This window comes from Paraburkholderia sp. J8-2 (genome assembly GCF_905220195.1).
Taxonomy (GTDB): Bacteria; Pseudomonadota; Gammaproteobacteria; order Burkholderiales; family Burkholderiaceae; genus Paraburkholderia.
Window position 1 is genome coordinate 327,194 of sequence record NZ_CAJMZA010000004.1, and the last position, 23,362, is coordinate 350,555.

General features: G+C 65.4%; 26 protein-coding genes and 1 riboswitch. Of the genes, 17 read left to right on the plus strand and 9 right to left on the minus strand.

Features of this window, described 5'->3' with window-relative positions; translation table 11 throughout:
* Position 1 precedes the first annotated feature (1 nt).
* Both U5A52_RS12735 and proP read left to right on the plus strand, forming a co-directional pair.
* A complete protein-coding gene (locus U5A52_RS12735) occupies positions 2-277 on the plus strand; it encodes an oxidative damage protection protein (RefSeq protein ID WP_069268157.1) in 276 nt (91 codons plus the stop codon).
* Positions 278-925: 648 nt separating this feature from the next.
* Complete coding sequence (gene proP / locus U5A52_RS12740; RefSeq protein WP_321909022.1) at positions 926-2,383, plus strand: glycine betaine/L-proline transporter ProP; 1,458 nt, start codon at positions 926-928, stop codon at positions 2,381-2,383.
* A gap of 67 nt (positions 2,384-2,450) precedes the next feature.
* On the opposite strand, the gene U5A52_RS12745 is transcribed toward proP, so the two are convergent.
* The 5 genes from U5A52_RS12745 to U5A52_RS12765 form a co-directional block, all read right to left on the minus strand.
* Positions 2,451-2,930: a metallophosphoesterase family protein gene (locus U5A52_RS12745; protein WP_321909023.1), complete on the minus strand. Its 480-nt coding sequence runs from the start codon at positions 2,928-2,930 to the stop codon at positions 2,451-2,453.
* Positions 2,931-2,971: 41 nt separating this feature from the next.
* Positions 2,972-3,346 (minus strand): cupin domain-containing protein, encoded by a 375-nt coding sequence (locus U5A52_RS12750; protein ID WP_321934924.1) that lies wholly within the window; start codon positions 3,344-3,346, stop codon positions 2,972-2,974.
* 10 nt (positions 3,347-3,356) lie between these two features.
* On the minus strand, positions 3,357-4,760 hold the full coding sequence (locus tag U5A52_RS12755; protein ID WP_321934925.1) for an FAD-containing oxidoreductase: 1,404 nt from the start codon (positions 4,758-4,760) through the stop codon (positions 3,357-3,359).
* 373 nt (positions 4,761-5,133) lie between these two features.
* A complete protein-coding gene (locus tag U5A52_RS12760; protein WP_321909207.1) occupies positions 5,134-5,343 on the minus strand; it encodes a hypothetical protein in 210 nt (69 codons plus the stop codon).
* 216 nt (positions 5,344-5,559) lie between these two features.
* A complete protein-coding gene (locus U5A52_RS12765) occupies positions 5,560-6,174 on the minus strand; it encodes a glutathione S-transferase (protein ID WP_321934926.1) in 615 nt (204 codons plus the stop codon).
* Positions 6,175-6,680: 506 nt separating this feature from the next.
* On the opposite strand from U5A52_RS12765, the gene U5A52_RS12770 reads away from it, so the two are divergent.
* The 3 genes from U5A52_RS12770 (at position 6,681) to U5A52_RS12780 (ending at position 8,184) form a co-directional block, all read left to right on the plus strand.
* Positions 6,681-6,929, plus strand: a complete 249-nt coding sequence (locus U5A52_RS12770; protein WP_321909028.1) for a hypothetical protein — start codon at positions 6,681-6,683, stop codon at positions 6,927-6,929.
* 109 nt (positions 6,930-7,038) lie between these two features.
* Positions 7,039-7,824, plus strand: a complete 786-nt coding sequence (locus tag U5A52_RS12775) for a class I SAM-dependent methyltransferase (RefSeq protein ID WP_321934927.1) — start codon at positions 7,039-7,041, stop codon at positions 7,822-7,824.
* An 87-nt stretch (positions 7,825-7,911) separates the two neighbouring features.
* Complete coding sequence (locus U5A52_RS12780; RefSeq protein WP_321909031.1) at positions 7,912-8,184, plus strand: hypothetical protein; 273 nt, start codon at positions 7,912-7,914, stop codon at positions 8,182-8,184.
* Between the two features lie 23 nt (positions 8,185-8,207).
* Here U5A52_RS12780 and U5A52_RS12785 read toward each other — a convergent pair whose 3' ends face one another.
* Positions 8,208-8,564 (minus strand): hypothetical protein, encoded by a 357-nt coding sequence (locus U5A52_RS12785; RefSeq protein ID WP_321909032.1) that lies wholly within the window; start codon positions 8,562-8,564, stop codon positions 8,208-8,210.
* A 631-nt stretch (positions 8,565-9,195) separates the two neighbouring features.
* Between U5A52_RS12785 and U5A52_RS12790 the strand changes: the two genes are divergently transcribed.
* The 7 genes from U5A52_RS12790 to U5A52_RS12820 all read left to right on the plus strand — a co-directional run bounded on the left by U5A52_RS12790 (position 9,196) and on the right by U5A52_RS12820 (position 16,545).
* Positions 9,196-10,263: a LacI family DNA-binding transcriptional regulator gene (locus U5A52_RS12790; RefSeq protein WP_321909033.1), complete on the plus strand. Its 1,068-nt coding sequence runs from the start codon at positions 9,196-9,198 to the stop codon at positions 10,261-10,263.
* Between the two features lie 201 nt (positions 10,264-10,464).
* The gene (locus tag U5A52_RS12795) at positions 10,465-11,499 is read left to right on the plus strand and encodes an ABC transporter substrate-binding protein (protein ID WP_415765204.1); all 1,035 of its coding nucleotides are present in this window, start codon (positions 10,465-10,467) and stop codon (positions 11,497-11,499) included.
* A gap of 20 nt (positions 11,500-11,519) precedes the next feature.
* The gene (locus U5A52_RS12800) at positions 11,520-12,344 is read left to right on the plus strand and encodes an ABC transporter permease (RefSeq protein ID WP_321909035.1); all 825 of its coding nucleotides are present in this window, start codon (positions 11,520-11,522) and stop codon (positions 12,342-12,344) included.
* 28 nt (positions 12,345-12,372) lie between these two features.
* On the plus strand, positions 12,373-13,317 hold the full coding sequence (locus tag U5A52_RS12805) for an ABC transporter permease (protein WP_415773820.1): 945 nt from the start codon (positions 12,373-12,375) through the stop codon (positions 13,315-13,317).
* On the plus strand, positions 13,314-14,354 hold the full coding sequence (locus tag U5A52_RS12810; protein WP_321934928.1) for an ABC transporter ATP-binding protein: 1,041 nt from the start codon (positions 13,314-13,316) through the stop codon (positions 14,352-14,354). The genes U5A52_RS12805 and U5A52_RS12810 overlap by 4 nt, the downstream gene beginning before the upstream one ends.
* Before the next feature lie 22 nt (positions 14,355-14,376).
* Positions 14,377-15,204 carry a phosphodiesterase gene (locus U5A52_RS12815; RefSeq protein ID WP_321934929.1) on the plus strand — a complete coding sequence of 276 codons (828 nt, stop codon included), beginning with the start codon at positions 14,377-14,379 and terminating at the stop codon, positions 15,202-15,204.
* Between the two features lie 126 nt (positions 15,205-15,330).
* The gene (locus U5A52_RS12820; RefSeq protein WP_321934930.1) at positions 15,331-16,545 is read left to right on the plus strand and encodes an MFS transporter; all 1,215 of its coding nucleotides are present in this window, start codon (positions 15,331-15,333) and stop codon (positions 16,543-16,545) included.
* Positions 16,546-16,560: 15 nt separating this feature from the next.
* On the opposite strand, the gene U5A52_RS12825 is transcribed toward U5A52_RS12820, so the two are convergent.
* Together U5A52_RS12825 and U5A52_RS12830 are read right to left on the minus strand one after the other, a co-directional pair.
* Entirely contained in the window at positions 16,561-17,103 is a 543-nt protein-coding gene (locus U5A52_RS12825; protein ID WP_321934931.1) for a ferritin-like domain-containing protein, read from the minus strand.
* Positions 17,104-17,176: 73 nt separating this feature from the next.
* Entirely contained in the window at positions 17,177-17,338 is a 162-nt protein-coding gene (locus tag U5A52_RS12830) for a DUF1328 family protein (RefSeq protein WP_321934932.1), read from the minus strand.
* Positions 17,339-17,508: 170 nt separating this feature from the next.
* On the opposite strand from U5A52_RS12830, the gene U5A52_RS12835 reads away from it, so the two are divergent.
* Complete coding sequence (locus U5A52_RS12835; protein ID WP_042264962.1) at positions 17,509-17,646, plus strand: entericidin A/B family lipoprotein; 138 nt, start codon at positions 17,509-17,511, stop codon at positions 17,644-17,646.
* Positions 17,647-17,767: 121 nt separating this feature from the next.
* Here U5A52_RS12835 and U5A52_RS12840 read toward each other — a convergent pair whose 3' ends face one another.
* The gene (locus U5A52_RS12840; protein ID WP_321934933.1) at positions 17,768-18,751 is read right to left on the minus strand and encodes an EamA family transporter; all 984 of its coding nucleotides are present in this window, start codon (positions 18,749-18,751) and stop codon (positions 17,768-17,770) included.
* A gap of 691 nt (positions 18,752-19,442) precedes the next feature.
* Between U5A52_RS12840 and U5A52_RS12845 the strand changes: the two genes are divergently transcribed.
* The 4 genes from U5A52_RS12845 to U5A52_RS12860 all read left to right on the plus strand — a co-directional run bounded on the left by U5A52_RS12845 (position 19,443) and on the right by U5A52_RS12860 (position 23,247).
* Positions 19,443-19,850, plus strand: coding sequence for a GreA/GreB family elongation factor (locus U5A52_RS12845; protein ID WP_321934934.1), 408 nt, complete (start codon positions 19,443-19,445; stop codon positions 19,848-19,850).
* Between the two features lie 73 nt (positions 19,851-19,923).
* A riboswitch (TPP riboswitch) is annotated at positions 19,924-20,053 on the plus strand.
* Positions 20,054-20,156: 103 nt separating this feature from the next.
* A complete protein-coding gene (thiC, locus tag U5A52_RS12850; RefSeq protein ID WP_321934935.1) occupies positions 20,157-22,088 on the plus strand; it encodes a phosphomethylpyrimidine synthase ThiC in 1,932 nt (643 codons plus the stop codon).
* A gap of 190 nt (positions 22,089-22,278) precedes the next feature.
* Complete coding sequence (locus tag U5A52_RS12855; RefSeq protein WP_321934936.1) at positions 22,279-22,500, plus strand: glycine zipper 2TM domain-containing protein; 222 nt, start codon at positions 22,279-22,281, stop codon at positions 22,498-22,500.
* Between the two features lie 357 nt (positions 22,501-22,857).
* Positions 22,858-23,247, plus strand: a complete 390-nt coding sequence (locus U5A52_RS12860; RefSeq protein WP_321934937.1) for a hypothetical protein — start codon at positions 22,858-22,860, stop codon at positions 23,245-23,247.
* Positions 23,248-23,362 lie beyond the last annotated feature (115 nt).

Sequence of the window (23,362 nt, forward strand, 5' to 3'; positions counted from 1 at the left end):
CATGGCCCGTATGATCCAATGCGCGAAGCTCGGCAAGGAAGCCGAGGGACTCGACTTTCCCCCGCTGCCGGGCGAACTCGGCAAACGCATCTACGAAAGCGTCTCGAAGGAGGCGTGGCAGCAATGGCTCAAGCAGCAGACCATGCTGATCAACGAAAACCGCCTGAACATGGCCGATCCGCGTGCGCGTCAGTACCTGATGAAGCAGACGGAGAAGTTCTTCTTCGGCGAAGGCGCCGACCAGGCGTCGGGCTACGTGCCGCCGACCGAAGGCTAAACACCCTTCCGTTGCACGGTGAGATCTGTCCCTGACAGACGAAAAACGCCGCGCCAATCCCCGTAAAAACCGCGCCCCCGGCGCGGTTTTTTTATGCGCTTCATGCGCTTTCCAGACGGCGGAAACGGTTCCATCGAATCGCGCCCAATCCCCCGCCACACGGGGCTTCCAGCCCGCGCCCCAATCCCCGCAGTTGCGGGCGTTTGCGCGATCTTCCGTTATCGTGCTATCATAACGCTTCGTTCAACAGGCATTAGCCATCAATTGCATTCTGGAAGGCGCCCAAAAACGCCGTTAATCCGAATGCGCAGATGACAAAAGGAACGCTCCGCCACGCGGGCTTCTTTTTCGTTTCAGCGGCGCTTTACCGTGCACCTCATGCCGGTCCAGCGTCCTCATGCGCCCTGCCCCCCTTCCACGGCCACGCAGGCGCTACGTTAAACACAATTCGTCCGAGTGTCGTTTCGCGACACCTCAGCATTGCTTTCGTGCGCCGCTCGCCTTGTGCGATGCGTCATCGGCCCGCCCTCGTCCCTGACGACATGCGGCGCGCCGTGCGCGAAATGTCGCCGCTATCGCGAAACGGCACTCTCCGGCAACCGTGGCGGGCTCGCGTGGGGCTCGTCGCAGTCATTGGAGATGCAGACCTTGACCGCTTCCACTTCCGGCTCGTCGGCCCAGACCGACCTTACCCTCGACGACATCACGATCGTCGACAAAAGCCTCCTCAAACGCGCCGTCGGCGCCATGGCGCTCGGCAACGCCATGGAATGGTTCGACTTCGGCGTGTACAGCTACATCGCCGTCACGCTCGGCCAGGTGTTCTTCCCGTCGAGCAGCCCCTCGGCACAGCTCATCGCCACGTTCGGCACGTTCGCGGCCGCGTTCCTCGTGCGCCCGATCGGCGGCATGGTGTTCGGGCCGCTCGGCGACCGCATCGGCCGCCAGCGCGTGCTCGCGATGACGATGATCATGATGGCCTGCGGCACCTTTGCCATCGGCCTGATTCCCTCGTATCACTCGATCGGCATTGCAGCGCCCGCGCTGCTGCTGGTGGCGCGCCTCGTGCAGGGCTTCTCGACCGGCGGCGAATACGGGGGCGCTGCGACCTTCATCGCCGAATTCGCCACCGACAAGCGCCGTGGCTTCATGGGCAGCTTCCTCGAATTCGGCACGCTGATCGGCTATGTGTTCGGCGCGGGCACGGTTGCGGTGCTGACCGCCATGCTCTCGCACCAGCAACTGCTCGACTGGGGCTGGCGCGTGCCGTTCATGATCGCGGGTCCGCTCGGCCTCGTGGGTCTGTATATCCGCACGAAGCTCGAAGAAACGCCCGCGTTCAAGCGCGAAGCGGAACTGCGCGAAGCCGAAGAGCACGCGCGCCCGAAGCTCACGCTGCACTCGCTGCTCACGCAGCATCTGCGCCCCTTCCTGCTGTGCGTGGGTCTCGTGCTGATCTTCAACGTGACCGACTACATGGCGCTGTCGTATCTGCCGAGCTATCTTTCGGCCACGCTGCACTTCAACGAAACGCACGGCCTGTTCCTCGTGCTGATCGTGATGGTCCTCATGATGCCGATGACGCTCGCGTTCGGCCGCCTCTCCGACGCCGTGGGCCGCAAGCCGGTCATGCTCGCGGGCTGCGTGGGCCTGATCCTGCTGTCGATCCCGTCGCTCACGCTGATCCAGACGGGCGAGCTCGTGCCGGTGTTCTTCGGCCTCCTGATTCTCGGCGCGCTGCTCTCGTGCTTCACGGGCGTGATGCCCTCGGCACTGCCGGCGCTGTTCCCGACCGCGATCCGTTACGGCGCGCTCGCCATCGGCTTCAACGTGTCGGTGTCGCTGTTCGGCGGGACGACGCCGCTCGTGGCAGCCTGGCTCGTCGAGCACACGCAGAACCTCATGATGCCCGCCTACTACCTGATGGGCGCGGCGGTGATCGGCATCATCTCGGTGCTGGCGCTGCATGAAACGGCGCGCCGACCGCTGCCGGGCTCGGCGCCGAGCGTGAGCACCAAGGCAGAAGCGCATGCCGTACTGCGCGGCGTGCGTCTCGCACGCGAACTCGACGAGGAGTACGCTGTCGGCAACGCCGTGCGCGCCTGATACGGCACCGCTGAAACGCAAAAAAGGCCAGCCTCGCGCTGGCCTTTTTTCTTGCGCGCTCGTTTCGTTATTCCACGAGATTGACGTGTTCGACGTGCAACGCGCCGTCCTTCCCGATCGTCAGCATCGCCGCCGAGATGGGCAGCTTGAAGCGGCGCGGCCCCGCGCTGCCGGGATTCACGTACAGCACGCCCTCGCGCGTTTCCAGCGCAGGCTTGTGCGAATGCCCGCTCACCACAACGGCAATCCCTTCGCCGGCAGGATCGCCGTGCAGATCCGGCAGTTCGTGGACCACCGCAAGTCGAACACCGCCAAGCTCGACGACGATCTGCACGGGTAACGCCTCGGCCCACGCGCCATGATCGTTGTTGCCGCGCACGACAGTGAGCGGCGCGATGGCCGCGAGCGTGTCGAGCACGCGCTGATCGCAGATGTCGCCCGCGTGCACGATGGCATCCGCGCCCTCGACGAAGGCGAGCAACTCGGGACGCACGAGATTGTGCGTGTCGGAAACCAGAGCGACGCGCAGGGGATAGTTCGTGGGCATGACATTGCGTATCGGTTCAATAGTGCCGATTATCGCCGCGCTCACGCCTCGCTGTCGCCTTCACCTTGCGCCGCGCCGATATACACCGCGAGCCATACGCTCGGCACGCTCGGATCGGTCCACGACACGCGATGGCGGCAGTGCGCCGGAATATGCACGTAGTCGCCGGGCAGCAGGCGTCGCGGCGGCTGCGCCGCATCTTCGAATTCCAGCGTCGCCGCGCCGACGAGGAGCGCCACCCACTCTTCGCGCGCATCGTCGTACCAAAATCCTGGCGGGCTCGCCTGGCCTGTGGAGACGATGCGTTCGATCAGCACCCCGTCGCGCGAAACGAGCGTATCGAAGCGCTCTTCAGTGGCGTCCGGGTTGATGCCTGCAAAGAGGTTGCCAAACGCGGCGCTGTTCGGTTCGTTCATGCAGAAGCGCTCATTCAAGCGGTTTCAGGCCGTCGAGCAACGTGGGCACCAGTTCGCTCACAGTCGGGTGCACGTGCATCGCGTATTGCAGCGTCGTGTAGGGCGCGTCGGCCGTCATCGTGTCGACGAACGTGTGGATTGCCTCGTCGCCCTCGATGCCGAATATCGCCGCGCCGAGAATGCGTTGCGTTTGCGGATCCACCAGCGCCTTCATGAAGCCGTCGGTCTCGCCGCGTTCGCGCGCGCGGCCCACGCGCGACATCGGCATCGTCGCGATCAGCGCGGGTTTGCCGCGCTCGCGCACGTCGCGCTCGCTCATGCCAACGCGCGCAAGCGGCGGATCGACGTACACGGCGTAAGCGGAAATGCGTGTGTCGGCGCTGCGCGATTTGCCGTCCAGCAGATTCGCCGCGACGATCTGGAAATCGTCGTATGACGTGTGCGTGAACGCGCCACGACCGTTCACGTCCCCCAATGCCCAGATGCCCTCAACGCGCGTACGCAATTGACCATCCACGGCGATGAGCCCGTGCGCGTCGCGCTCGATGCCAGCGGCGTCGAGCCCCAGATCGTCGGTATTCGGCAGGCGCCCGGTCGCAAAGAGCAGATGCGAAACGTCGAGCGGGCCGCTGTCGAGCGCGATGCGCACGCCCGCCTCGCCTTCGAGCGGCGAGACGCTGCGCGGTTCGGCGCCGAAGCGAAATTCCACGCCTTCGCGCGCAAGCACGTCCTGTACGGCGCGCGAGAAATCGTCGTCCTCGCGAGCGAGCACGCGTTGCCCGCGCACGAGCACCGTCACGAGGCTGCCGAAGCGGCGAAACATCTGCGCGAATTCAAGCGCCACGTAGCTGCCGCCGCAGATCGCCAGATGCGCGGGCAGTTGCTCGAGCGCGAGCAGCGTCGAATTGGTTTCGTAGCGGATCGTCTCGAGGCCGGGAATGGCGGGAATTTGCGCGCGCGTGCCCGTGTTGATGAAGATCTCGGGCGCTTCGAGATCGATCTGCGTACCGTCGCGCGCAGCGACGCGCACCGCATGCGCGCCCGCGAAGCGCGCGTGCCCCGTAAACACGGTGACGTTCGGCGTATGGCGCAGCCAGCTTTCGACGCCATCGCGCGACGCCGCGATGATGCGCTCCTTGCGCGCCTTCACGAACGCGAGATCGACGCGAACGTCGCCCGGCTGCGCGCCCTTTCCGGGTTGCACACCGAAATCTGCCGCATGGCGCACCACGTGCGCGGCACGCGCGCAAGCGACATACGCCTTGGTCGGCGTGCAGCCCACGTTCACGCAGGTCCCGCCGAACGACGCGCGCTCGATCACCGCCGTCTTGCGGCCGCTTTTGCCAAGCCGCACGGCGAGCGGCGGCCCGCTCTGCCCCGTGCCGATCACGATCGCATCGAAACGCTGTGCCATGCCGCCCTCCTTTGCCGTTGACCCGAGTTGAGCCGCAAGTTGAACCGCGAATTGCGCCTGAGCCGACTGGCCGCGCGCCGTGAACGCGCGGCAGATCGCGCCATCTTACGCGCGACGAACGGCCACCGCCGCCAGTGTGATTCAGCAAATCGGGTCGGTATCGGCGCGCATCGCGAAGGACGACGATCGCGCAAAAAAAGAGCCGCCTCACACGTCGAGGCGGCTCACAGGGTGACGTCACAACAGCAAACGGGCGAAGCCGCTGCGCGTCAGGGGGATCGGCGAACGTCAGTGCGCGTTTGCGTCAGGCGTTCGATGAATAGGCGATTGGAGATTCCGTCGTTAAAGTCAGGCAAATTCAGTGCACGTGCGATCAGTGCACGCAATCGGCGGGCGCACCTTCCCCATGACCCGCGCTCCACAGTTCGCGCGAGCGCTGGAACGCGGCGCGCGCGCCGCGCGTTGCCACCATCAGCCCGACTTGCCCCAAGTTGAAGTCGACCGACACCATCAGCTGCATCAGGTCCACCATCGGTAGAACCAACGCTGGCTGATACAACTGTCGTTCGATAAAGGATTTCATGACCGCTCCCGCTGCATGCCCCGCGTCCTCCTGACGCAGGGTCATTCGATGGTTGTCATTCTAGGAATGCAGCGTGCGCTGATAAATGGGCCGTCCGCGAAGTCACTTGTCGAAAATCGCAAACAATCGAAAGACTGGCGGAGGCATCGGGTGCGGTGTTGCTCCTCGCCCCGCCACACGGTGCTTTGCGCGAGGCCCGGCTGGCGCGGGCGTGCTTCAGTCGAGGGGGGTGGCCACGAACGCCGGCAACGTCTCAGCGCGCGCGGAAAGCGCGGCAATCGCCGGATATCGGGCGGGATCGGCGCAGCCAGGCAGGATGTACTGGTTGAAACGCCACGCAACGGCCGCGGTGATGTCGGCTTGCGTGATACGGCCCGCGCACAGCCAGCCGTCGCGGCCCGCAACGAGCTGGTCGAGCACGGCCCACGCCGCATGCATCTGGGCGTTCACGCGCTCGAACCAAGGCTCGTGCTGGCGCTCGGCGGGACGCAATTCGCGCTCGTAGACCTGCTGCACCGTCTTTTCCATGGCCGCGAGCGCGAAACCGTTCACGCGCAGTGCAAAAGTCCGCTCCTGGGTCTCCTCCGGCATGAGCCGCTGCGCGGCGGGCACCTTGTGGTCCAGGTAGTCGAGGATCAGCGTCGAGTCGATCAGCTGCGAGCCGTCGTCGTCGATAAAGGTGGGGGCCTTCACGACGGGATTGATCTGGGCAAATTCGTCGTACTGCCTAAAAACCGAAATGCTGCGGTGCTCGAACGGCAGGCCGAGCACATGAAGCGAAATCGCGACGCGACGCACATAGGGGGAGTCCATCATGCCGATCAACTGCATGGGTTCACCTCGCACAGGAAAAAAGGGATCGGGCGTCGATCTTGCAGGAAGCCCCGCCGTATTTCAAGACAGCCGGGCGTAGCGGGGTCGGGCGTCATGCCGCGGCCCGTGCATGGTGTTTCCGCCTTTCCACGCTTGCAGCGGGCGGAAAAACAGTGCCGCATGGTGGTTTTCCGGCGGCGCGTTGTGCAAAAACACACCGTGTCGATGTGCCACGTCCAGCTCTGCGCACAACGGAGCTACATTTGTTAGCAGACGTCGAATCTGACGCGTCGCGACATTGTTGCGACGCAGCGCCCGGCCCTGCGTTTGAGCGCTTTTTTGCCGTGCCACGCTACTCAAGGCGCAGCGGCTCGAAAGCGCCAAGCGAAGGAGGCCGAAGCATTACGCAGACCGCATGAAAGCGCGTTTTTATGCGCCACATGTGCTGCAGTGCATCGCCGGGAAACTCCTGGATTCGGACGCCGAACGGCTGAGATAGTCTGAATGCACAAGGAGACGAAATCATGAGACAAGCATTCAATGTTGGTGTTGTCATCGTCCTCGCACTCCTCCTCGCGAATCGGGCCATGACACGTGTGCAGGCTCACGAGGCTGGCTCGCTGACCTGCGCCCAGGGCTCCGCACTCGTCAAGGCCGAAGCGCTCGTGCGCGGATTCGGCGAGCGCGGCGCGAACAGCCAGAGCGAAAACTTCCTCTCTTCCTGTCTCGTGTCGGGCCAGGGTCAAGTCGGCGACCTGATCGCCCACGACTGATTGCCTTGCGCCGCGCGCCCATCCGGGCGCGTTGCGCGGCGCGGGCGCCGTTCGACGGCGCCGCACACAGTGCTATGCTCGCTCGCGGACCCACCGCCGGAGCGCGCTCATGAGCAACCCGCCCAACGCCGTACACCACTCGGCTGAACAGGGCTACACGCCCGCCGCAGCTGACCACTACGTGCGCGGCCGCCCCGATTACCCGCCCGAAGTCAACGCCTGGTTGCGCGACACGCTCAGCCTTGGCCCCGGCGCGACAGTCGTCGATCTGGGCGCCGGCACTGGCAAATTCACTCGACGCTTGCTGGAAACCGGCTCCCACGTGATCGCCGTCGAGCCCGTAGCCGCCATGCGGGCGAAGCTTGCCGCCGCGTTACCCGCAGTCGACACCCGTGCGGGTACGGCAGCCTCGCTCCCGCTCGGTGACGCCAGCGTCGACGCGATCGTGTGTGCGCAGGCTTTCCACTGGTTCGCCAACGCGGCCTCGCTCGCCGAAATGCTGCGTGTGCTCAAACCCGGCGGCCGCCTCGGCCTGATCTGGAACCTGCGCGACGCGAGCGTCGAATGGGTCGCGCGGCTCGACGCCATCGTCAACCGCGCCGAAGACGACACGCCGCGCTACTACACGGGCCAGTGGCGCAACGCCTTCCCGTTTGCCGGATTCGGGCCGCTGCACGAGCAGCGCTTCGTGCAAGGCCACACTGGTTCGCCAGAGGACGTGATCGTCGCGCGGGTGAAGTCCACGAGTTTCATTGCGGCCTTGCCGCCCGAAGAGCAGGCCCGCATCGAAGCCGAACTGCGCGCACTGATCGATTCGGAGCCCGAGTTGCGCGGCCAAGCTGTCGTGACAGTGCCCTACGGCACGGCAGCGTTCCACTGCATCAAGCAACCCTAACGAGCCGAAGCGGAGCCGAAGCGCATTGCTTTGGGTTGCCAATGCCCCGGGTTGGCGGCGAGAATGCTCGCGGACCACGGAGAATCTATGAAAGGTTACGTCCTGTTGTTTGTAATCAGCATGCTGACGGCGTGCACATCGGTGACTGCCGTCAATTCGAGACAGGATGGCCATCTCACCGTCACGAGCCGCGCGCGCTGGGATCTGGTTTCGTGGAATCACGTGCGCGCCGTCGGGCTCAGCGAAGCCGAGGACTACTGCGAAAAGCAGAAGAAGCAGCTACACACGGTCGAGATCCATAGCGAAGGCTTGCGCGGTGTGACGTCACAGACAGTAGAGGTAATCTTCGACTGCATCTGATGCGATCCGCACAGTCTTTTCGCCTACCCGCGCCAGACGGGCGTTACAGCCCGTTTCCCCCAGCGTTGAGGACTCAATTCCTTGCGATAGCGCAATAGTTTGTTGTCGTTCACCCTGATACCCAAACCGCATGACCGGGCTAAACTGACGATACATTTTGTTACGTTTAGGGCCGAGTCATGTTGACCGCATTCTTCGTCGCCTGCCCCTTCGGCATTGCGGCATTGTTCGGGTTCGCAAGGTTGATCAATCCCATCACCGGGAAGATCGGCAATCGTTGAGTGCGCAAGGGCCTTGTTGCGGCGCAGCGCCCGACTGATTCTCGCGCCGCCATCTTGCGCGGCTGCAGTGAGCTTTTTGCCCGCCTCCCTTCTGTTCATCCCTTCGCCGTAACCACTCCCCTTTGTGCGTCCGCACGGATTGAGCCGTGCAAATAAAAAACCCGCGAAGGCTGACGCTATCGCGGGTTTCCGGATTCCAGCGGATTGCGCTGGAACAACATCTGGTGCCGGGGACCGGACTCGAACCGGCAAGCCGTTAGGCGGCGGATTTTCGTCACACCACGTCTTTCGACGCCACGCGTGCCTGTACGGACGCGCGTTCGTGCGCTGGACTATGCCTTCGCCGTCGCGAAGCGCCGCGTGTGTCACGCCGCGCGCGCCTTAGGCGCCCCCCGTCTAGTCTCTACACCTTCCTGACCGCCGCTTTGCGCAGCAGCCGGCTTGGCTCGGCGTTGCCTCGGCGCCTCGCGCGCAACGCGCTTGATGGCCCAGGGGGTTCGCCGAATTTGAGGGGTTCTGCACCGGCCGTTTCCGGTCGGGCACTCAATCGTTTTTTAAGTCCGCTATGTTTACCAATTTCATCACCCCGGCAGGGCGGACGCGATTCTACCATTGTGCGGCGCATGCCCCAAAGCCACGACCGGCTAGCACGTCCGTCATCTGCCGGTCATACGCATTTTTCATAATCGGCCCCATCGAAAACGTTTACAACGACGCCGGGGCCGCTCGCATGACACCAACCATCAAGGATGTCGCCGCACACGCCGGATTCTCGATCGCCACGGTGTCGCGTGCGATCAATGCACCGCACACCGTCAACCCCATCACGCTCGCGCGGGTGCGCGAAGCCATCGACGCGCTGAAGTTCCGCCCGAACCCGCTCGGCCGCCAGTTGCGCGGCGAGCGCACGCGGCTCATCGGCGTGGTGCTGCCCACGCTCGCCAATCCGGTGTTCGCGGAGTGCCTGCAAGGCATCGACGAGCTTGCCTGCGCGCAGGGCTTTCGCCTCATGCTGATGACCACGCAGTACGACGCCGATCGCGAGCGCCACGCGATCGAGACGTTGCGCGCGCAACGTGTCGAAGGCCTGATCCTGACCGTCGCCGACGCCGACACGCACCCGTTGCTCGACGAACTCGACGCCGACGGCCCACTTTACGTGCTGATGCACAACGACACGAAGCGCCGCCCCTCGGTATCGGTCGACAATCACCAGGCCGCCTGCGACGGCGTGCGCATGCTCATCGCGCACGGCCATCGCCGCATCCTCATGCTGGCCGGCACGCTGGCCGCCTCCGACCGCGCGCGCCAGCGTCATGCCGGCTATGCCCTCGCGATGCAGCAAGCCGGCCTCACGCCTGCGCCGGCCCTTGAAATCGATTTCAATGCGCAAGAGCTCGCGCCTTCGGTGCTCGCACATTTGACGAGCGGGCCCGCGCGCCCCACGGCCCTCTTCTGCAGCAACGACCTGCTCGCCATGGTCGTCATGCGCGGGCTGCGCCGCGCACGCCTGCGCGTGCCACAGGACATGTCGATTCTCGGCTTCGACGGCCTCGCGATGAGCGAACTGCTCGCGCCGCCGCTCGCGAGCATCGGCACGCCGAACCGCGACATTGGCCGCGAAGCGTGGCAATGCCTGATGGCGCGCATCGGCGGCCAGTACGCGGGAGCGCTCGCCAATACGCTGCCGCACACGTTGCGCGCGGGCGGCACCATCGCGGCGATCGCCCACGCGCCGCTCGGCGCGCGCGGGGTTGCGATCGATCGCAACCTCGAACTCGGCGGCGCGCTTTCGTGAGGCGCTTTTGCAGAACCATCAGCAGGCCTTAGTAACACACCGAACAACCTGAACAATCCGGGCCGTGCACGCACGCGGCCCTCATCCACCAGTACGCTCTCGCAACCGACCTGGAGACCTGCCGTGACCCGCCGACTCGCCTTTGCCGGCCCGCTTTCGCTTGTACCCGTGCGCGCTGCCCTACGCACGCTAGCTGCGCCGTTGCGGCGCTTGACTCACCTCTCGCATGCGCTGCCCCTCGCCGCATCCGCCGCCGCCCTCGTAGCCGGTCTTGCCGCGCCGCTCACGGCACAGGCCGATGAAACCGCGATCTGCTACAACTGCCCGCCCGAATGGGCCGACTGGGCAAGCCAGATCCAGGCGATCCAGAAAGAGACCGGCATTCGCGTGCCGTTCGACAACAAGAACTCCGGACAATCCATCGCACAACTGATGGCCGAGCAGAAAAGCCCGGTCGCCGATGTCGTCTACCTCGGCGTGTCGTCGGCATTCCAGGCGAAGGACAAGGGCGTGATCACGCCGTACAAGCCCGCGCACTGGAGCGACATTCCTGCTGACCTGAAGGACCCGCAAGGTTACTGGTTCGCCATCCACTCGGGCACGCTCGGCTTCTTCGTCAACAAGGATGCGCTTGAAGGCAAGCCGGTCCCGCGCTCGTGGGCCGATCTCCTCAAGCCCGAGTACAAGGGCATGGTCGGCTACCTCGATCCGTCGAGCGCCTTCGTGGGCTATGCGGGCGCAGTGGCCGTGAATCTCGCGCTGGGCGGCACGCTCGACAACTTCCAGCCCGCCTTCGAATGGTTCGGCAAGCTCAAGGCCAACCAGCCGATCGTGCCGAAGCAGACCGCGTACGCACGCGTGCTCTCGGGTGAAATTCCCATCCTGCTCGACTACGACTTCGACGCCTACCGCGCGAAATACAAGGACCACGCGAACGTCGAATTCGTCATCCCGAAGGAAGGCACGATTTCGGTGCCCTACGTGATGAGCCTCGTGAAGAACGGGCCGCACGAAGCGAACGGCAAGAAGGTGCTCGACTTCGTGCTCTCCGACGAAGGCCAGAAGCTCTGGGCGAATGCCTACCTGCGCCCGGTGCGCGCGAGCGCGCTCTCGCCGGAAGCAGCTTCGAAGTTCCTGCCAGCGAGCGACTACGCGCGTGCAAAGCCAGTGGACTTCGCGAAGATGGCGGCGCAGCAGCAGACGTTTGGCGAGCGCTATCTGCAGATCATGCACTGAGACTCCGGCCAATCACTTCCATGCATGACCTCACCTTTCCGTTGCGCTGGCGCGTGGCGCTCGTCGCGCCCGCGCTCGCGGTGTTCCTCGCCTTCTGGCTGCTGCCGATGATCGCGCTCGTGCAGGTGAGCGCCGACGGACACTTCATCGAGACTTATCGCGCGCTGCTCACGAATGGCCGCTACATGAGAAGCCTCGCCGCGACCATCGCGCTCTCGGCCGCCGTCACCGCGGCCACGCTCGTGATCTCCACGATCTGCGGCCTTCTGCTCGCAAGGCGCACGTTCGCGGGACGCCGTGCGCTCGTCGCGCTGCTCACGTTTCCGCTGGCGTTTCCGGGCGTGGTGGTCGGCTTCATGGTCATCATGCTCGCAGGCCGCCAGGGACTCATCGGCGCGCTTTCGCTGCGGCTCACCGGCGAGCGCTGGGTCTTCGCCTACTCGATGGCGGGACTCTTCGCGGGCTACCTGTACTTTTCGATTCCGCGCGTGATCGTGACCGTGATGGCCTGCGCAAGCCAGCTCGACGGCTCGCTCGAAGAAGCCGCGCGCTCGCTTGGCGCGTCGTCGTGGCGCGTGCTGTGCGACGTGATCCTGCCTGCGCTCGCGCCTGGCCTCGTCGCTGCAGGGGCGATCTGTTTCGCGACCGCGATGGGTGCGTTTGGCACCGCGTTCACGCTCGCCACCGACATCGACGTTCTGCCGATGACCATCTACACCGAGTTCACGCTCAACGCCAACATGGTGACGGCGGCGGGCCTGTCCATCGTGCTCGGTCTCGTCACGTGGGCGGTGCTCACGCTCGCGCGCAGCGTGACGGGTGCCGCCGTGGCGGCCACGGCATGAGCACGCTGTGGTTTTCGAGGACTCCAGAATGAATTCGGTGGTCAATTCCGCAGCTTCGGCGGCGCAAGACATGCACGAAGCGCCGGGCCAGCCGCCTGCCGCGCGGCGGCGCGTCGCGCTGCCCCCGGCGCGCACGTGGATTGCGTGCGCGCAATGGCTCGTCACGCTCGCCACGTGCGCGTTTCTCATCGTGCCCGTGGTGATGTCGATCGTCGCGGGGCTCACCGTCAACTATTTTCGCGGCGTGGCGAGCGGCCTCACGCTGCGCTGGCTCGATCAGGTCTGGACGCAGTATCACGCGAGCGTATTCCTCTCGCTCGAAGTGGCGGCCGCCACGCTCGCCATCACGCTCGTGACCGGCGTGCCCGCGGGCTATGCGCTCGCGCGCAGCCGCACGCGCCTCTCGCGTTTCATCGAGGAGTTGCTCGTGCTGCCCGTGGCCCTGCCCGGCCTCGCTTCGGCGCTTGCGCTGCTCGTGGTGTACGGCGGCTTCAGCACGTTTCGCATGAGTGCGGCGTTCATCGTGGTTGGCCACGTCGTGTTCACGCTGCCGTTCATGGTGCGGCCCGTGGCGGCCGTGTGCGCGTCGGCTGACCTGCGCACGCTCGAAGAAGGCGCCGCGAGCCTCGGCGCGTGCTTCTGGCAGCGCTTCACGACCATCGTGCTGCCCAATGCGCGGCCCGGCATCGTGGCCGGTGCGCTCGCGGTGCTTACGCTCTCGATCGGCGAATTCAACCTCACGTGGATGCTGCACACGCCCGACACCAAAACGCTGCCAGTGGGCCTCGCGGACACCTACGCGTCGCTGCGCATCGAAGTCGGCAGTGCCTACACGATCCTCTTCTTCCTCATGACGATGCCGCTGCTCGTGGCGATGCAATGGCTCGGCGTGGACGTACCTGGCTCCTCGGGGAAGCCAACTGGCAAGCAGCGTCTCGCGGGCCAGAACAAGAACGACAAGGATTCCGTATGAAACTCGAACCGATCCCGATTACGCTCACGCGCTGCGCGAAAACGTTTCGCGGCACGCGCGTGCTCGAACCGCTCGACCTCGCGATTGGCGCGGGCGAAACGCTGGTGCTGCTCGGCCCTTCGGGCTGCGGCAAGACCACCACGCTGCGCATGATCGCGGGTCTGGAAACGCCCGACGCCGGCGGCCATGTCGCCTTCGGCGACGAGGACGTGACCGCGCAGCCTATCGAGCAGCGCAAGGTCGGCATGGTGTTCCAGAACTACGCGCTCTTTCCGAACCTCGATGTGCGCGGCAACATCGGCTATGGCTTGAAGATCCAGCGCGTCCCCGCCGCCGACGCGCGCGCACGCGTCGACGAACTGCTCGCGATGATGCGTCTCGAAGCGCACGCGGCCAAGCCCATCAGCCAGCTTTCGGGCGGCCAGCGCCAGCGCGTGGCGCTCGCGCGCGCGCTGGCGCCGCGCCCGCGTGTGCTGCTGCTGGACGAGCCGCTCACCGCGCTCGATGCGCGGCTGCGCGACACCCTGCGCAGTGAGATGAACGCGCTCTTGCGCGAGCTGGGCGTGACGACGGTCTACGTCACGCACGATCAGGCCGAGGCGATGGAGCTGGGCGACCGCATCGTCGTGATGAGCGCGGGCCGCATCGAGCAGATCGGCACGCCGCGCGAGATCTACTTCCAGCCTGCGAGCCGTGCCGTCGCGCAGTTCGTCGGCACGCTGAACCGGATCGCCGGAGAATGGCAAGGCGGCATGCTGCGCACGAGCGGCGGCGCCGTGCCGGCCAACGCGTCCCAAACGACCGGCGCCGCCGAACTGTATTTCCGCCCCGAAGACGCCACGCTCGCCGACCCCGTTGGCGCACAACTGCGCGGCGTCATCGAACAGGCGACCTTTCTCGGCGAGCGCACGCGCCTGACCATCGGCGGCGCCGCGCCCGATGCCCTGCTCGTCGACGTGGCGGGCCGCATCGAGCTGGCACGCGGCACGCCGGTTGGCATCTCGATCGCCCCTGAAGCACTCATTGCGCTTGCGTAAATCTTACAAAACGAGGACTACCATGCTGCTCGCCCAGATCAGCGACCTGCACATCAAGCCACCGGGCGCGCTCGCCTATCGCCGCGTCGATACGGCAGCGAGCCTTGCACGCACCATCGCGCGGTTGAACGCGCTCACGCCGCGCCCGGACGCGGTGCTCATGACCGGCGACCTCGTCGATCAGGGCTCGGTCGAAGAATACCGGCACCTCAAAACGCTGCTCGACACGCTCGAGATTCCGTACTGGCTCCTGATCGGCAACCACGACGCGCGCGAAGCGCTGCGCGAAGTGTTTCCCGATCGGCCCGAACTGCGCGAGGGCGGCGAGTTCGTCCAGTACGCGGTGGACCTCGGCGCGCTGCGCGTGATCGCACTCGACTCCATGCAGCCTGGGCAAAGCGCGGGCACGCTCTGCGAAGCGCGCCTTGCGTGGCTCGCGCAGCAGCTCGAGGCGGCGCGCGGCAAGCCCGTGGTGGTCGCGCTCCATCACCCGCCGTTCGACTGCGGCATTGGTCACATGGATGCGATTCGCCTCGACGACCGCGCCGCGCAGGCGCTCGAAGCGCTCGTCGCGCGGCACCCCAACGTCGAGCGCGTGCTGTGCGGTCACGTGCACCGGCCCATGTTCGTGCGCTTCGGCGGCACGATCGCCTCGGCCGTGCCCGCGCCCGCTCACCAGGTCACGCTCGACCTCGCGCCCGGTGCGCCCTCCACCTTCACGCTCGAGCCGCCCGCCTTTGCGCTGCATCGTTACGACCCGAACGGCGGGATCGTGACGCACCACGAGTACGTCGAGACGTTCGACGGCCCGTATCCGTTCTACGAGCCCTCGGGCGAGCTGATCGGCTGAATGCGCCGCCAGGCGCACGCCTGGCGGCGCGCTCCCGCGCCGTCAGCGCGATTGCGCGCGCTCCGGTATGATCGGCACGCTCGAAGCTTGTCTTCCGTCTGACCGGGCGCCACCCGCATTTCGCTCATGTCCACACCTGATTCCGCAACCGCTGGCGAAGGCCAGTCGCTGCGCGGCCTGCTGCTCCTGCTCGCGACCATCGCGGGCGTCACGGTCGCGAACATCTACTTCAACCAGCCGCTGCTCGACGACTTCCGGCAGAGCTTTCCGGCCGGCGCGGCGTGGATCGGCGCCGTGCCGGCGGGCACCCAGCTCGGCTACGCAGCCGGCATGCTGCTGCTCGCGCCGCTCGGCGACCGCTACGACCGCCGCCGCATCATCCTGCTGCAAACGGCCGGCTTGTGCGTCGCCCTGCTCGTCGCGGCCACCGCGCCGTCGCTTGCCGTTCTGGTCGGCGCGAGCCTCGCGATCGGCATCCTCGCCACCATCGCGCAGCAGGCCGTGCCGTTTTCCGCCGAACTCGCGCCGCCCGAGGCGCGCGGCCACGCGGTCGGCACCGTGATGAGCGGGCTCTTGCTCGGCATTCTGCTCGCGCGTACGGCGGCCGGCTTCGTCGGACAGTACTTCGGCTGGCGTGCGGTGTTCGGGGCGTCGATCGTCGCGCTGCTCGTGCTTGCGGTCGTGATCGTGAAAAAACTGCCAAAGAGCCAGCCCACCTCGCAGCTCGGCTACGGCAAGCTGCTCGGCTCGATGTGGCATCTCGTGCTGGAGCTGCCCGGCCTGCGCGAAGCGTCGGCAACGGGTGCTTGCCTCTTCGCCGCGTTCAGCCTCTTCTGGCCCGTGCTCACGCTGCTGCTCGCGGGCGAGCCGTTCCATCTCGGGCCGCAGGTGGCGGGGCTTTTCGGCATCGTCGGCGCGGCGGGCGCGCTGGCCGCGCCCATGGCGGGCCGCTCGGCCGACAAGCGCGGGCCGCGCGCGGTCATCACGATGTCGATCGTGCTGATGGCGCTCGCGTTCGTTATCTTCGCGTTCTCGGGCAAGAGCCTGATCGGCCTCGTGATCGGCGTGATCGTGCTCGACGTCGGCGTGCAGGCCGCGCAGATCTCGAATCAGTCGCGCATCTACGCGCTGCGCCCCGAGGCGCGCAGCCGCGTGAATACGGTGTTCATGGTCTGCTACTTCATCGGCGGCGCGACCGGGTCCGCCGTCGGCGTGACGGCCTGGCACGCGTTCGGCTGGATCGGCGTGTGCGTGGCCGGCATCGCGTTCACGGCTCTCGCGGGCTGGATTCACCACGCAACGCGCCCGCGCGCGGGCACGGGCGCAGAGGCTTCTTCCTGAGGGCTAGTCTGCGCGCTATTTGCGCGCGTACAGCAAGTCGGTCATGTCGTCGGCGTGTTCTTCTTCCGTCGCGAGGATTTGCTCGAAGATGCGCCGCGTGGTCGTGTCGTCGTGGCCGAGATAGTTGATGATCGCGCGATAGCTTTCGATCGCGATGCGCTCCGCGATCAGATTCTCGCGAATCATGTCCTTCAGGCCGGCCCCTTCCTTGTATTCCGAGTGCGAGCGCCCGACTAGCGTCGACGGCGAAAAGTCGGGCTCGCCGCCGAGTTGCACGATGCGCGCCGCGAGCATGTCGGCGTGCTGCTGCTCCTCGTTCGCGTGCTGAAGAAACTCGGCCGCCACCGACTCGGACTCGATACCCTTCGCCATGAAATGGTGCCGCTTGTAGCGCAGCACGCACACGAGTTCCGTGGCGAGCGAATCGTTGAGCAGCTTGAGCACGGTCTGGCGATTTGCCGGGTAGTCCGGCGTGACCGATCCCTGGTCGAGATTGCGGCGCGCTTCATCGCGCACGCGTTTGAGATCGAACTCGAACGAAGCGTGTGTCTTCGACATCTGACTCTCCTTCAAACATGGCATATGAACGGGGGTGCGCGCAGCGGATTGCATTGCATGTGCATTGCATGCGTCATCCGCGCATCACGCCTAGCAGCAGCGTGACCACGAAGACCACGAGGAAGATGTAGAACAGGATCTTGGCGATCTCGGCCGCGCCCGTGGCAATGCCGGTGAAGCCGAACACAGCGGCGATGATCGCGATGATGAAAAACACGATGGCGTAGTGAAGCATGGCGTAGTCCTCCTTGTGGGCGGATATGCTGCGCTATGTCGCGCCTGCATCGGTGCTAGCGCAAGCAGCGGACCTGACGTGGGCATACATGGAGGCACATGGCGGCACAAAGGACCAGGCACGCGACGTGCTGGACAGTCGGCTCCTTTGACACCGTGGAGGACTTCCTCATGAAACGCCTGATTGCCCTCTTTCTCGTTACCGCTTCGCTGGCAGCGCTCTCGGCCTGCAACACGATGGCGGGTGCCGGCGAGGACGTTTCCGCAGGCGGCCACGCCCTCACGAACTCCGCGGAAAAGGCGAAGTAATAGCGTCTGGCATCGATTGGTGAGAGATGAAGACACGGCCGCTCCGCACCTCACATGCGGTGCGGCCGCGCGCGCAAATGTGGCGCGACGACACGAGGCGAATCGCCGGAAAAGGATGAACTCAGGAGGTCCGGCGACGGTCGTCGAAGAGAAACGACAAACCCACGCTGCCGAGAATCAGCACGGTCGCGACGACGGTGCTGCTCGTGACCGGCTCGCCGAGCAGCAGCGCGCCGAGCGCGACAGCAACAACGGGATTCACGTACATGCAACTGCTCGCAACGAGCGGGCTGGTATTGCGGATCAGATAGCCATACGCGACATAGGCCGCCATCGTGCCGATGAACATCAGGTAGAAGAACGCCACGAGCGGCAGAGCGTGCAACTCGCCCATGCGCTCGCCGCTAATCCACGCGACCGAGGTCGAAATGGCGCCGCCGAGGCCGATTTGCAGCGCCGTCGCGATGAACAGATCGGTAGGCAACCTGAGCTTGCCCGCCAGATGCGCGCCGATCGCCCAAAAAAGCGCGCCACACAGAATCGCGAGGCTGCCGCCCGCCGAACCCGAAGCAGCGCCGCCATGACTCAGTATCGCGATCCCGACGAGGCCGAGCGCGACCGCGGCCCATTCGGCCTTCGCCACGCGCCGCCCGGTCACCGCCGAGATCACGGTGGCGAAGAGCGGCACTGTGGCGACCATCACGGCCGCCGTGCCGGTGCCCACGGTCCGCATGCCGTAGGCGAGCATGCCGCTCGACAGGCCCACGAGCAGCGTGCCCACCACGCCCGCGTTGCGCACTTCGAGGAGCGTTGGCATGACGGGTCGCCGGCGCATGGCAAAGACGAACAAGCCGATCCCGGCGAGCAGATTGCGCAAGCCCGAGAGCAGCAGCGGCGGAAACGATTCGAGCGCAACCTTCACGCCCAGATACGTCGAGCCCCAAACGAAGTAGACGACCGCGAGCGAGAGCGCGACGCGCCCGGCGCGCGATTGCGGCAACCGCACGCCGCGCACGAAACGCCATAGCGCGGCGGCGGCCTGCAGGGCCGTGGCGATGAAGAATTGGGGGCTCACGCGGGAAGGCAAACGGGGAGGCATCGTCATTTTGCCGCGGCACGTGAAGGGCAGAACCGCGGGCGCCCCGGCGGCAAGGCGGCGGGACGGGTGAAGCTCGACGGCATGGTGCAGGTGCGCAAGAACGCGAAAAAGGACGGAGTGCGAAGGACACCCGGGACGGGCGAACCGCATTATGCAACAACGCCGGTCGTCGCGGATGCTTTCAGGATGCTTTATGCGCGATGTGTCGTTGCGTTCGCGTCACAATGCGACGCGCGAGCCGGAATGGCCGATCGCGCACCCTGGCGCGGTGCTGCGGCAGCATCGCGCCAGGTTTGCGAGATCGTGCTAGCATGGCCAAATCTTTCGTTTTACTTTCATTCACTCGACTTCAGACACGCCGTTCGCCATGCTTTCGCTCGTCTCGCGTCCCGTCCCCGTCTTGCCGCCGCGCAGTTCGCGCAGCGCGCCGGCGCGTGCGCGAGCCGGCCGCGAGCGAACGGCGGCGCGGCCGCTGTCCACTCGAGCGCGCGCCCTGCCTGCCCTGCATCACCTGTCGGTCCCGCTCTCCGCCGCCCGGCGTCCGCACTGAACCTGCCTCCCCAACCCATCGGAGCCGTTCGGTCGGGCTCCGGGCCGATCCGTTGCGCCCCGCTGCGGCCCGCGCCCCATTGCGCCATTTCGCCCGCCAGCCCTCGCCCTTACCTCGACTTTCATCTGGATCGCAAGGAGAACCATCATGTCGCAAAAAATCCGCTACCTCACCGAACTCGACGTCGCCCGCCTCGAGAAATGCGCCGCTGAACCCGGCGCCGCACCCGCCCGTCAAACCATGCTCGACGAACTGCTCGAACACGCCGTTATCGTGGAGCCGCGCGACGTCGCCGCCAATGTCGTGACGATGAACTCGCAGGTGACGCTCGTGGACGAGCGCAACGGCGACGCCCTCACGTACACCGTCGTCTATCCGCATGAGGCGAACGTCGACGCCGGGCGCCTGAACGTGTTCTCGCCAGCCGGCCTCGCGCTGCTCGGCGCCAAACGGGGCAACGCCGTGCGCTTCACGACGCCGGGCGGCGCGGTCGAAACACTGAAGATCGAACGCATCCTGTTTCAGCCCGAAGCCTCGAAGGATTTCACGCTGTAAGCTCCGCGCGCGTGACACATCTCGCGCGCAAAGGCACTTGCCAGATCGTCGCAGCGCGGTGTATCGTTTGGCCTTGCTTACGCGGGGGTCCTGTGTCATGCGCCGCATCGAACGAAAGTCGTGCAGCGTATTTCGCGGGTGAGAAATACCCTTTGAACCTGATCTGGATAATGCCAGCGCAGGGAAGCGTCCGGACTTCGCAACATCGCTCAACGCCTCATCCATCACAGCGAAGTCCGTCCACGTTCCGTCTCGTCTCCTGCTAAGCCGCTGTTCCCACTTTGCATTGCATGGAGAGAGAGACGCATGAACGCGAATCCGAAGTTCATTTCCGCCAACGCGCACGTCGACGAAGCCGCGATCGCGCCGCTGCCCAATTCCCGCAAGATCTACGTGACCGGCTCGCAGCCCGATATCCGCGTGCCGATGCGCGAAATCGCGCAGGCGGATACGCCCACGGGCTTCGGCGGCGAGAAGAACCCGCCGATCTACGTCTACGACACCTCGGGTCCGTACACCGATCCGGAAGCGAAGATCGACATTCGTGCGGGCCTGCCCGCGCTGCGCCAGAGCTGGATCGAAAAGCGCGGCGACACCGAAGCGCTGCCGGGCCTCTCCTCCGAATACGGCCGCGAGCGCGCCGCCGACCCCGCGACTGCCGAGCTGCGTTTCCCGGGCCTGCATCGCACGCCGCGCCGCGCGAAGGCCGGCAAGAACGTCACGCAGATGCACTACGCGCGTCAAGGCATCATCACGCCGGAAATGGAGTACATCGCGATTCGCGAGAACCAGCGCCGCGCCGAGTATCTGGAAAGCCTCAAGGCCAGCGGCCCGAACGGTGCGAAGCTCGCCGCGATGATGGGCCGCCAGCATCCGGGCCAGGCGTTCGGCGCTGCGGCTTTCGGCGCGAATGCCCTTCAGGCGATCACGCCCGAGTTCGTGCGCGAGGAAATCGCTCGCGGCCGCGCGATCATCCCGGCGAACATCAACCACCCGGAAAGCGAGCCGATGATCATCGGCCGCAACTTCCTAGTGAAGATCAACGCCAACATCGGCAATTCGGCGGTCACGTCGTCGATTGGCGAGGAAGTCGACAAGATGACGTGGGCGATCCGCTGGGGCGGCGACACGGTCATGGATCTGTCGACCGGCAAGCACATTCACGAAACGCGCGAGTGGATCATCCGCAACTCGCCGGTGCCGATCGGCACGGTGCCGATTTACCAGGCGCTCGAAAAGGTCAACGGCAAGGCCGAAGACCTCACGTGGGAGATGTTCCGCGACACGCTCATCGAACAGGCCGAACAAGGCGTGGACTACTTCACGATCCACGCGGGCGTGCGCCTGCAATACGTGCCGCTCACCGCGAACCGCATGACGGGCATCGTCTCGCGCGGCGGATCGATCATGGCCAAGTGGTGCCTCGCGCATCACAAGGAGTCCTTCATTTATGAGCATTTCGAAGAGATCTGCGAAATCATGAAGGAATACGATGTGAGCTTCTCGCTCGGCGACGGTCTGCGTCCCGGCTCGATCTACGACGCCAACGACGAAGCGCAGCTCGGCGAACTGAAGACGCTCGGCGAACTCACGCAGATCGCGTGGAAGCACGACGTGCAGGTGATGATCGAAGGCCCGGGCCACGTGCCGATGCAGCTCATCAAGGAGAACATGGATCTCCAGCTCGACTGGTGCGACGAAGCGCCCTTCTACACGCTCGGGCCGCTCACCACCGACATCGCGCCGGGCTACGACCACATCACTTCGGGCATCGGCGCTGCGATGATCGGCTGGTTCGGCACGGCCATGCTTTGCTACGTCACGCCGAAGGAACACCTGGGCTTGCCGAACAAGGACGACGTGAAGGAAGGCATCATCACGTACAAGCTCGCGGCGCATGCGGCCGATCTTGCGAAGGGTCATCCGGGCGCGCAGGTGCGCGACAACGCGTTGTCGAAGGCGCGCTTCGAGTTCCGCTGGGAAGACCAGTTCAACCTCGGTCTCGATCCAGACAAGGCGCGCGAGTTCCACGACGAAACGCTGCCGAAGGACTCGGCCAAGGTGGCGCATTTCTGCTCGATGTGCGGCCCGCACTTCTGCTCGATGAAGATCACCCAGGACGTGCGCGACTTCGCCGCGAAGCAAGGCGTGAGCGACGACGAAGCCCTGAAAAAAGGCATGGAAGTGAAGGCGGTCGAGTTCATCAAGCAAGGCGCCGAGATTTATCAGCGCCAGTAAGCTCACCGTGTCCCAGGCGGGCCCTTGCGGCCCGCCGATACATTTTCTAACGACTCCCACAACTCTCTGACAAGCGCACACACCCGGATACGGGTTGGCTGCCTAGGATGAGGGTATTGAAGGCGCGGCGTGCGCGCAAAGCGCATGTCGCACCTCACACTCAAACGCACTATGCGTAGGGAGTCGACCCATGAAAACACTCAAACGCGCAGGCATGCTGCTCACGGTAACGACACTCGTCGCTGTGCTGGGCAGCCTGACTGCATGCGACAACATGTCGAGACGCGACCGCGATACGGTCATCGGCGCGGGTGTGGGCGGCGTGGCCGGCGCTGCGATTGGCGGCAATGCGCTCTCCACCGTGGGCGGCGCGGCAGTCGGCGGCTTGATCGGCAATCAGGTTGGCAAATAAGCATCAAGGCAAGCACTAAGGCCTAAGGCCGGACGAACCGACGATGCGGCTACGCGTTTAGCCTCACGATCGATGCGACGGCACGCAACCGTAACGACACGACAGGCAACACGCCATTCAAGGCGTGCATCAGGGAAGGATGCGCGGCGCAGACCCACACGGGCTGCGCCGCGTTTGCGTGGGTCAAGCGTCAACGCACGCGCGACGTGAAACATGCGCTTGAACGATTCGCTTGAAACATTCCGTTCACGAGCCGCAACGCAAAACGCCCCGGTCCGGCGTAAGCTCGAACGATCAAACGGCCCGAGCCCGAACGCGATAACCCTGCGCGGCCGTTCGCCATTCGCGGAGCCCGCCATGAAACGTCCGTTAGTGCTTGTGATCGCCGCCGCGACCCTGCTCCCCGCGCTTTCCGGCTGCTATTACTACGCCCCCTACGGCTACCCGCCCTACTACTACGGCACCGTGCCCGTAGCCGCCACCCAGCAGGAAACCGCAGTCGTACAAACCGCGCCGAACCCCGCGCCGGTTGCCGTGCCCGACGCACAGTATCCCGGTCCGCTCTATTCCACGCAGCCCGTTGCGATTGCCGTGCCTGCGTGGCCCGCTTATCCGGCTTATCCGGCTTATCCCGCCGCCTACCCAGCGTATTACCCTTACCCCGCGTACGGCTGGGGCTGGGGCGCGCCCGCCATCTCATTCGGTTTCGGCTACTGGAGCGGCGGCCGCGGACACTGGCATCACTGAGGCTCACATAGGCTCACACGCGAAACGACGACGCGAGGCTCACCGTAAAACGGTGCCGGACCGTACTTTCCCTCCTTGACGCTCCCGTTTCGTTCTCTATCCTCCAAGTGGGCTA

Bases quoted from the DNA above. Each gene is read 5' to 3' on its own strand.
- U5A52_RS12735 (WP_069268157.1), top strand. From the start codon at position 2: ATGGCCCGTATGATCCAATGCGCGAAGCTCGGCAAGGAAGCCGAGGGA.
- U5A52_RS12745 (WP_321909023.1), bottom strand. From the start codon at position 2,930: ATGCCCACGAACTATCCCCTGCGCGTCGCTCTGGTTTCCGACACGCAC.
- U5A52_RS12750 (WP_321934924.1), bottom strand. From the start codon at position 3,346: ATGAACGAACCGAACAGCGCCGCGTTTGGCAACCTCTTTGCAGGCATC.
- U5A52_RS12755 (WP_321934925.1), bottom strand. From the start codon at position 4,760: ATGGCACAGCGTTTCGATGCGATCGTGATCGGCACGGGGCAGAGCGGG.
- U5A52_RS12760 (WP_321909207.1), bottom strand. From the start codon at position 5,343: ATGAAATCCTTTATCGAACGACAGTTGTATCAGCCAGCGTTGGTTCTA.
- U5A52_RS12765 (WP_321934926.1), bottom strand. From the start codon at position 6,174: ATGCAGTTGATCGGCATGATGGACTCCCCCTATGTGCGTCGCGTCGCG.
- U5A52_RS12770 (WP_321909028.1), top strand. From the start codon at position 6,681: ATGAGACAAGCATTCAATGTTGGTGTTGTCATCGTCCTCGCACTCCTC.
- U5A52_RS12775 (WP_321934927.1), top strand. From the start codon at position 7,039: ATGAGCAACCCGCCCAACGCCGTACACCACTCGGCTGAACAGGGCTAC.
- U5A52_RS12780 (WP_321909031.1), top strand. From the start codon at position 7,912: ATGAAAGGTTACGTCCTGTTGTTTGTAATCAGCATGCTGACGGCGTGC.
- U5A52_RS12785 (WP_321909032.1), bottom strand. From the start codon at position 8,564: ATGAACAGAAGGGAGGCGGGCAAAAAGCTCACTGCAGCCGCGCAAGAT.
- U5A52_RS12790 (WP_321909033.1), top strand. From the start codon at position 9,196: ATGACACCAACCATCAAGGATGTCGCCGCACACGCCGGATTCTCGATC.
- U5A52_RS12800 (WP_321909035.1), top strand. From the start codon at position 11,520: ATGCATGACCTCACCTTTCCGTTGCGCTGGCGCGTGGCGCTCGTCGCG.
- U5A52_RS12805 (WP_415773820.1), top strand. From the start codon at position 12,373: ATGAATTCGGTGGTCAATTCCGCAGCTTCGGCGGCGCAAGACATGCAC.
- U5A52_RS12810 (WP_321934928.1), top strand. From the start codon at position 13,314: ATGAAACTCGAACCGATCCCGATTACGCTCACGCGCTGCGCGAAAACG.
- U5A52_RS12815 (WP_321934929.1), top strand. From the start codon at position 14,377: ATGCTGCTCGCCCAGATCAGCGACCTGCACATCAAGCCACCGGGCGCG.
- U5A52_RS12820 (WP_321934930.1), top strand. From the start codon at position 15,331: ATGTCCACACCTGATTCCGCAACCGCTGGCGAAGGCCAGTCGCTGCGC.
- U5A52_RS12825 (WP_321934931.1), bottom strand. From the start codon at position 17,103: ATGTCGAAGACACACGCTTCGTTCGAGTTCGATCTCAAACGCGTGCGC.
- U5A52_RS12830 (WP_321934932.1), bottom strand. From the start codon at position 17,338: ATGCTTCACTACGCCATCGTGTTTTTCATCATCGCGATCATCGCCGCT.
- U5A52_RS12835 (WP_042264962.1), top strand. From the start codon at position 17,509: ATGAAACGCCTGATTGCCCTCTTTCTCGTTACCGCTTCGCTGGCAGCG.
- U5A52_RS12840 (WP_321934933.1), bottom strand. From the start codon at position 18,751: ATGACGATGCCTCCCCGTTTGCCTTCCCGCGTGAGCCCCCAATTCTTC.
- U5A52_RS12845 (WP_321934934.1), top strand. From the start codon at position 19,443: ATGTCGCAAAAAATCCGCTACCTCACCGAACTCGACGTCGCCCGCCTC.
- thiC (WP_321934935.1), top strand. From the start codon at position 20,157: ATGAACGCGAATCCGAAGTTCATTTCCGCCAACGCGCACGTCGACGAA.
- U5A52_RS12855 (WP_321934936.1), top strand. From the start codon at position 22,279: ATGAAAACACTCAAACGCGCAGGCATGCTGCTCACGGTAACGACACTC.
- U5A52_RS12860 (WP_321934937.1), top strand. From the start codon at position 22,858: ATGAAACGTCCGTTAGTGCTTGTGATCGCCGCCGCGACCCTGCTCCCC.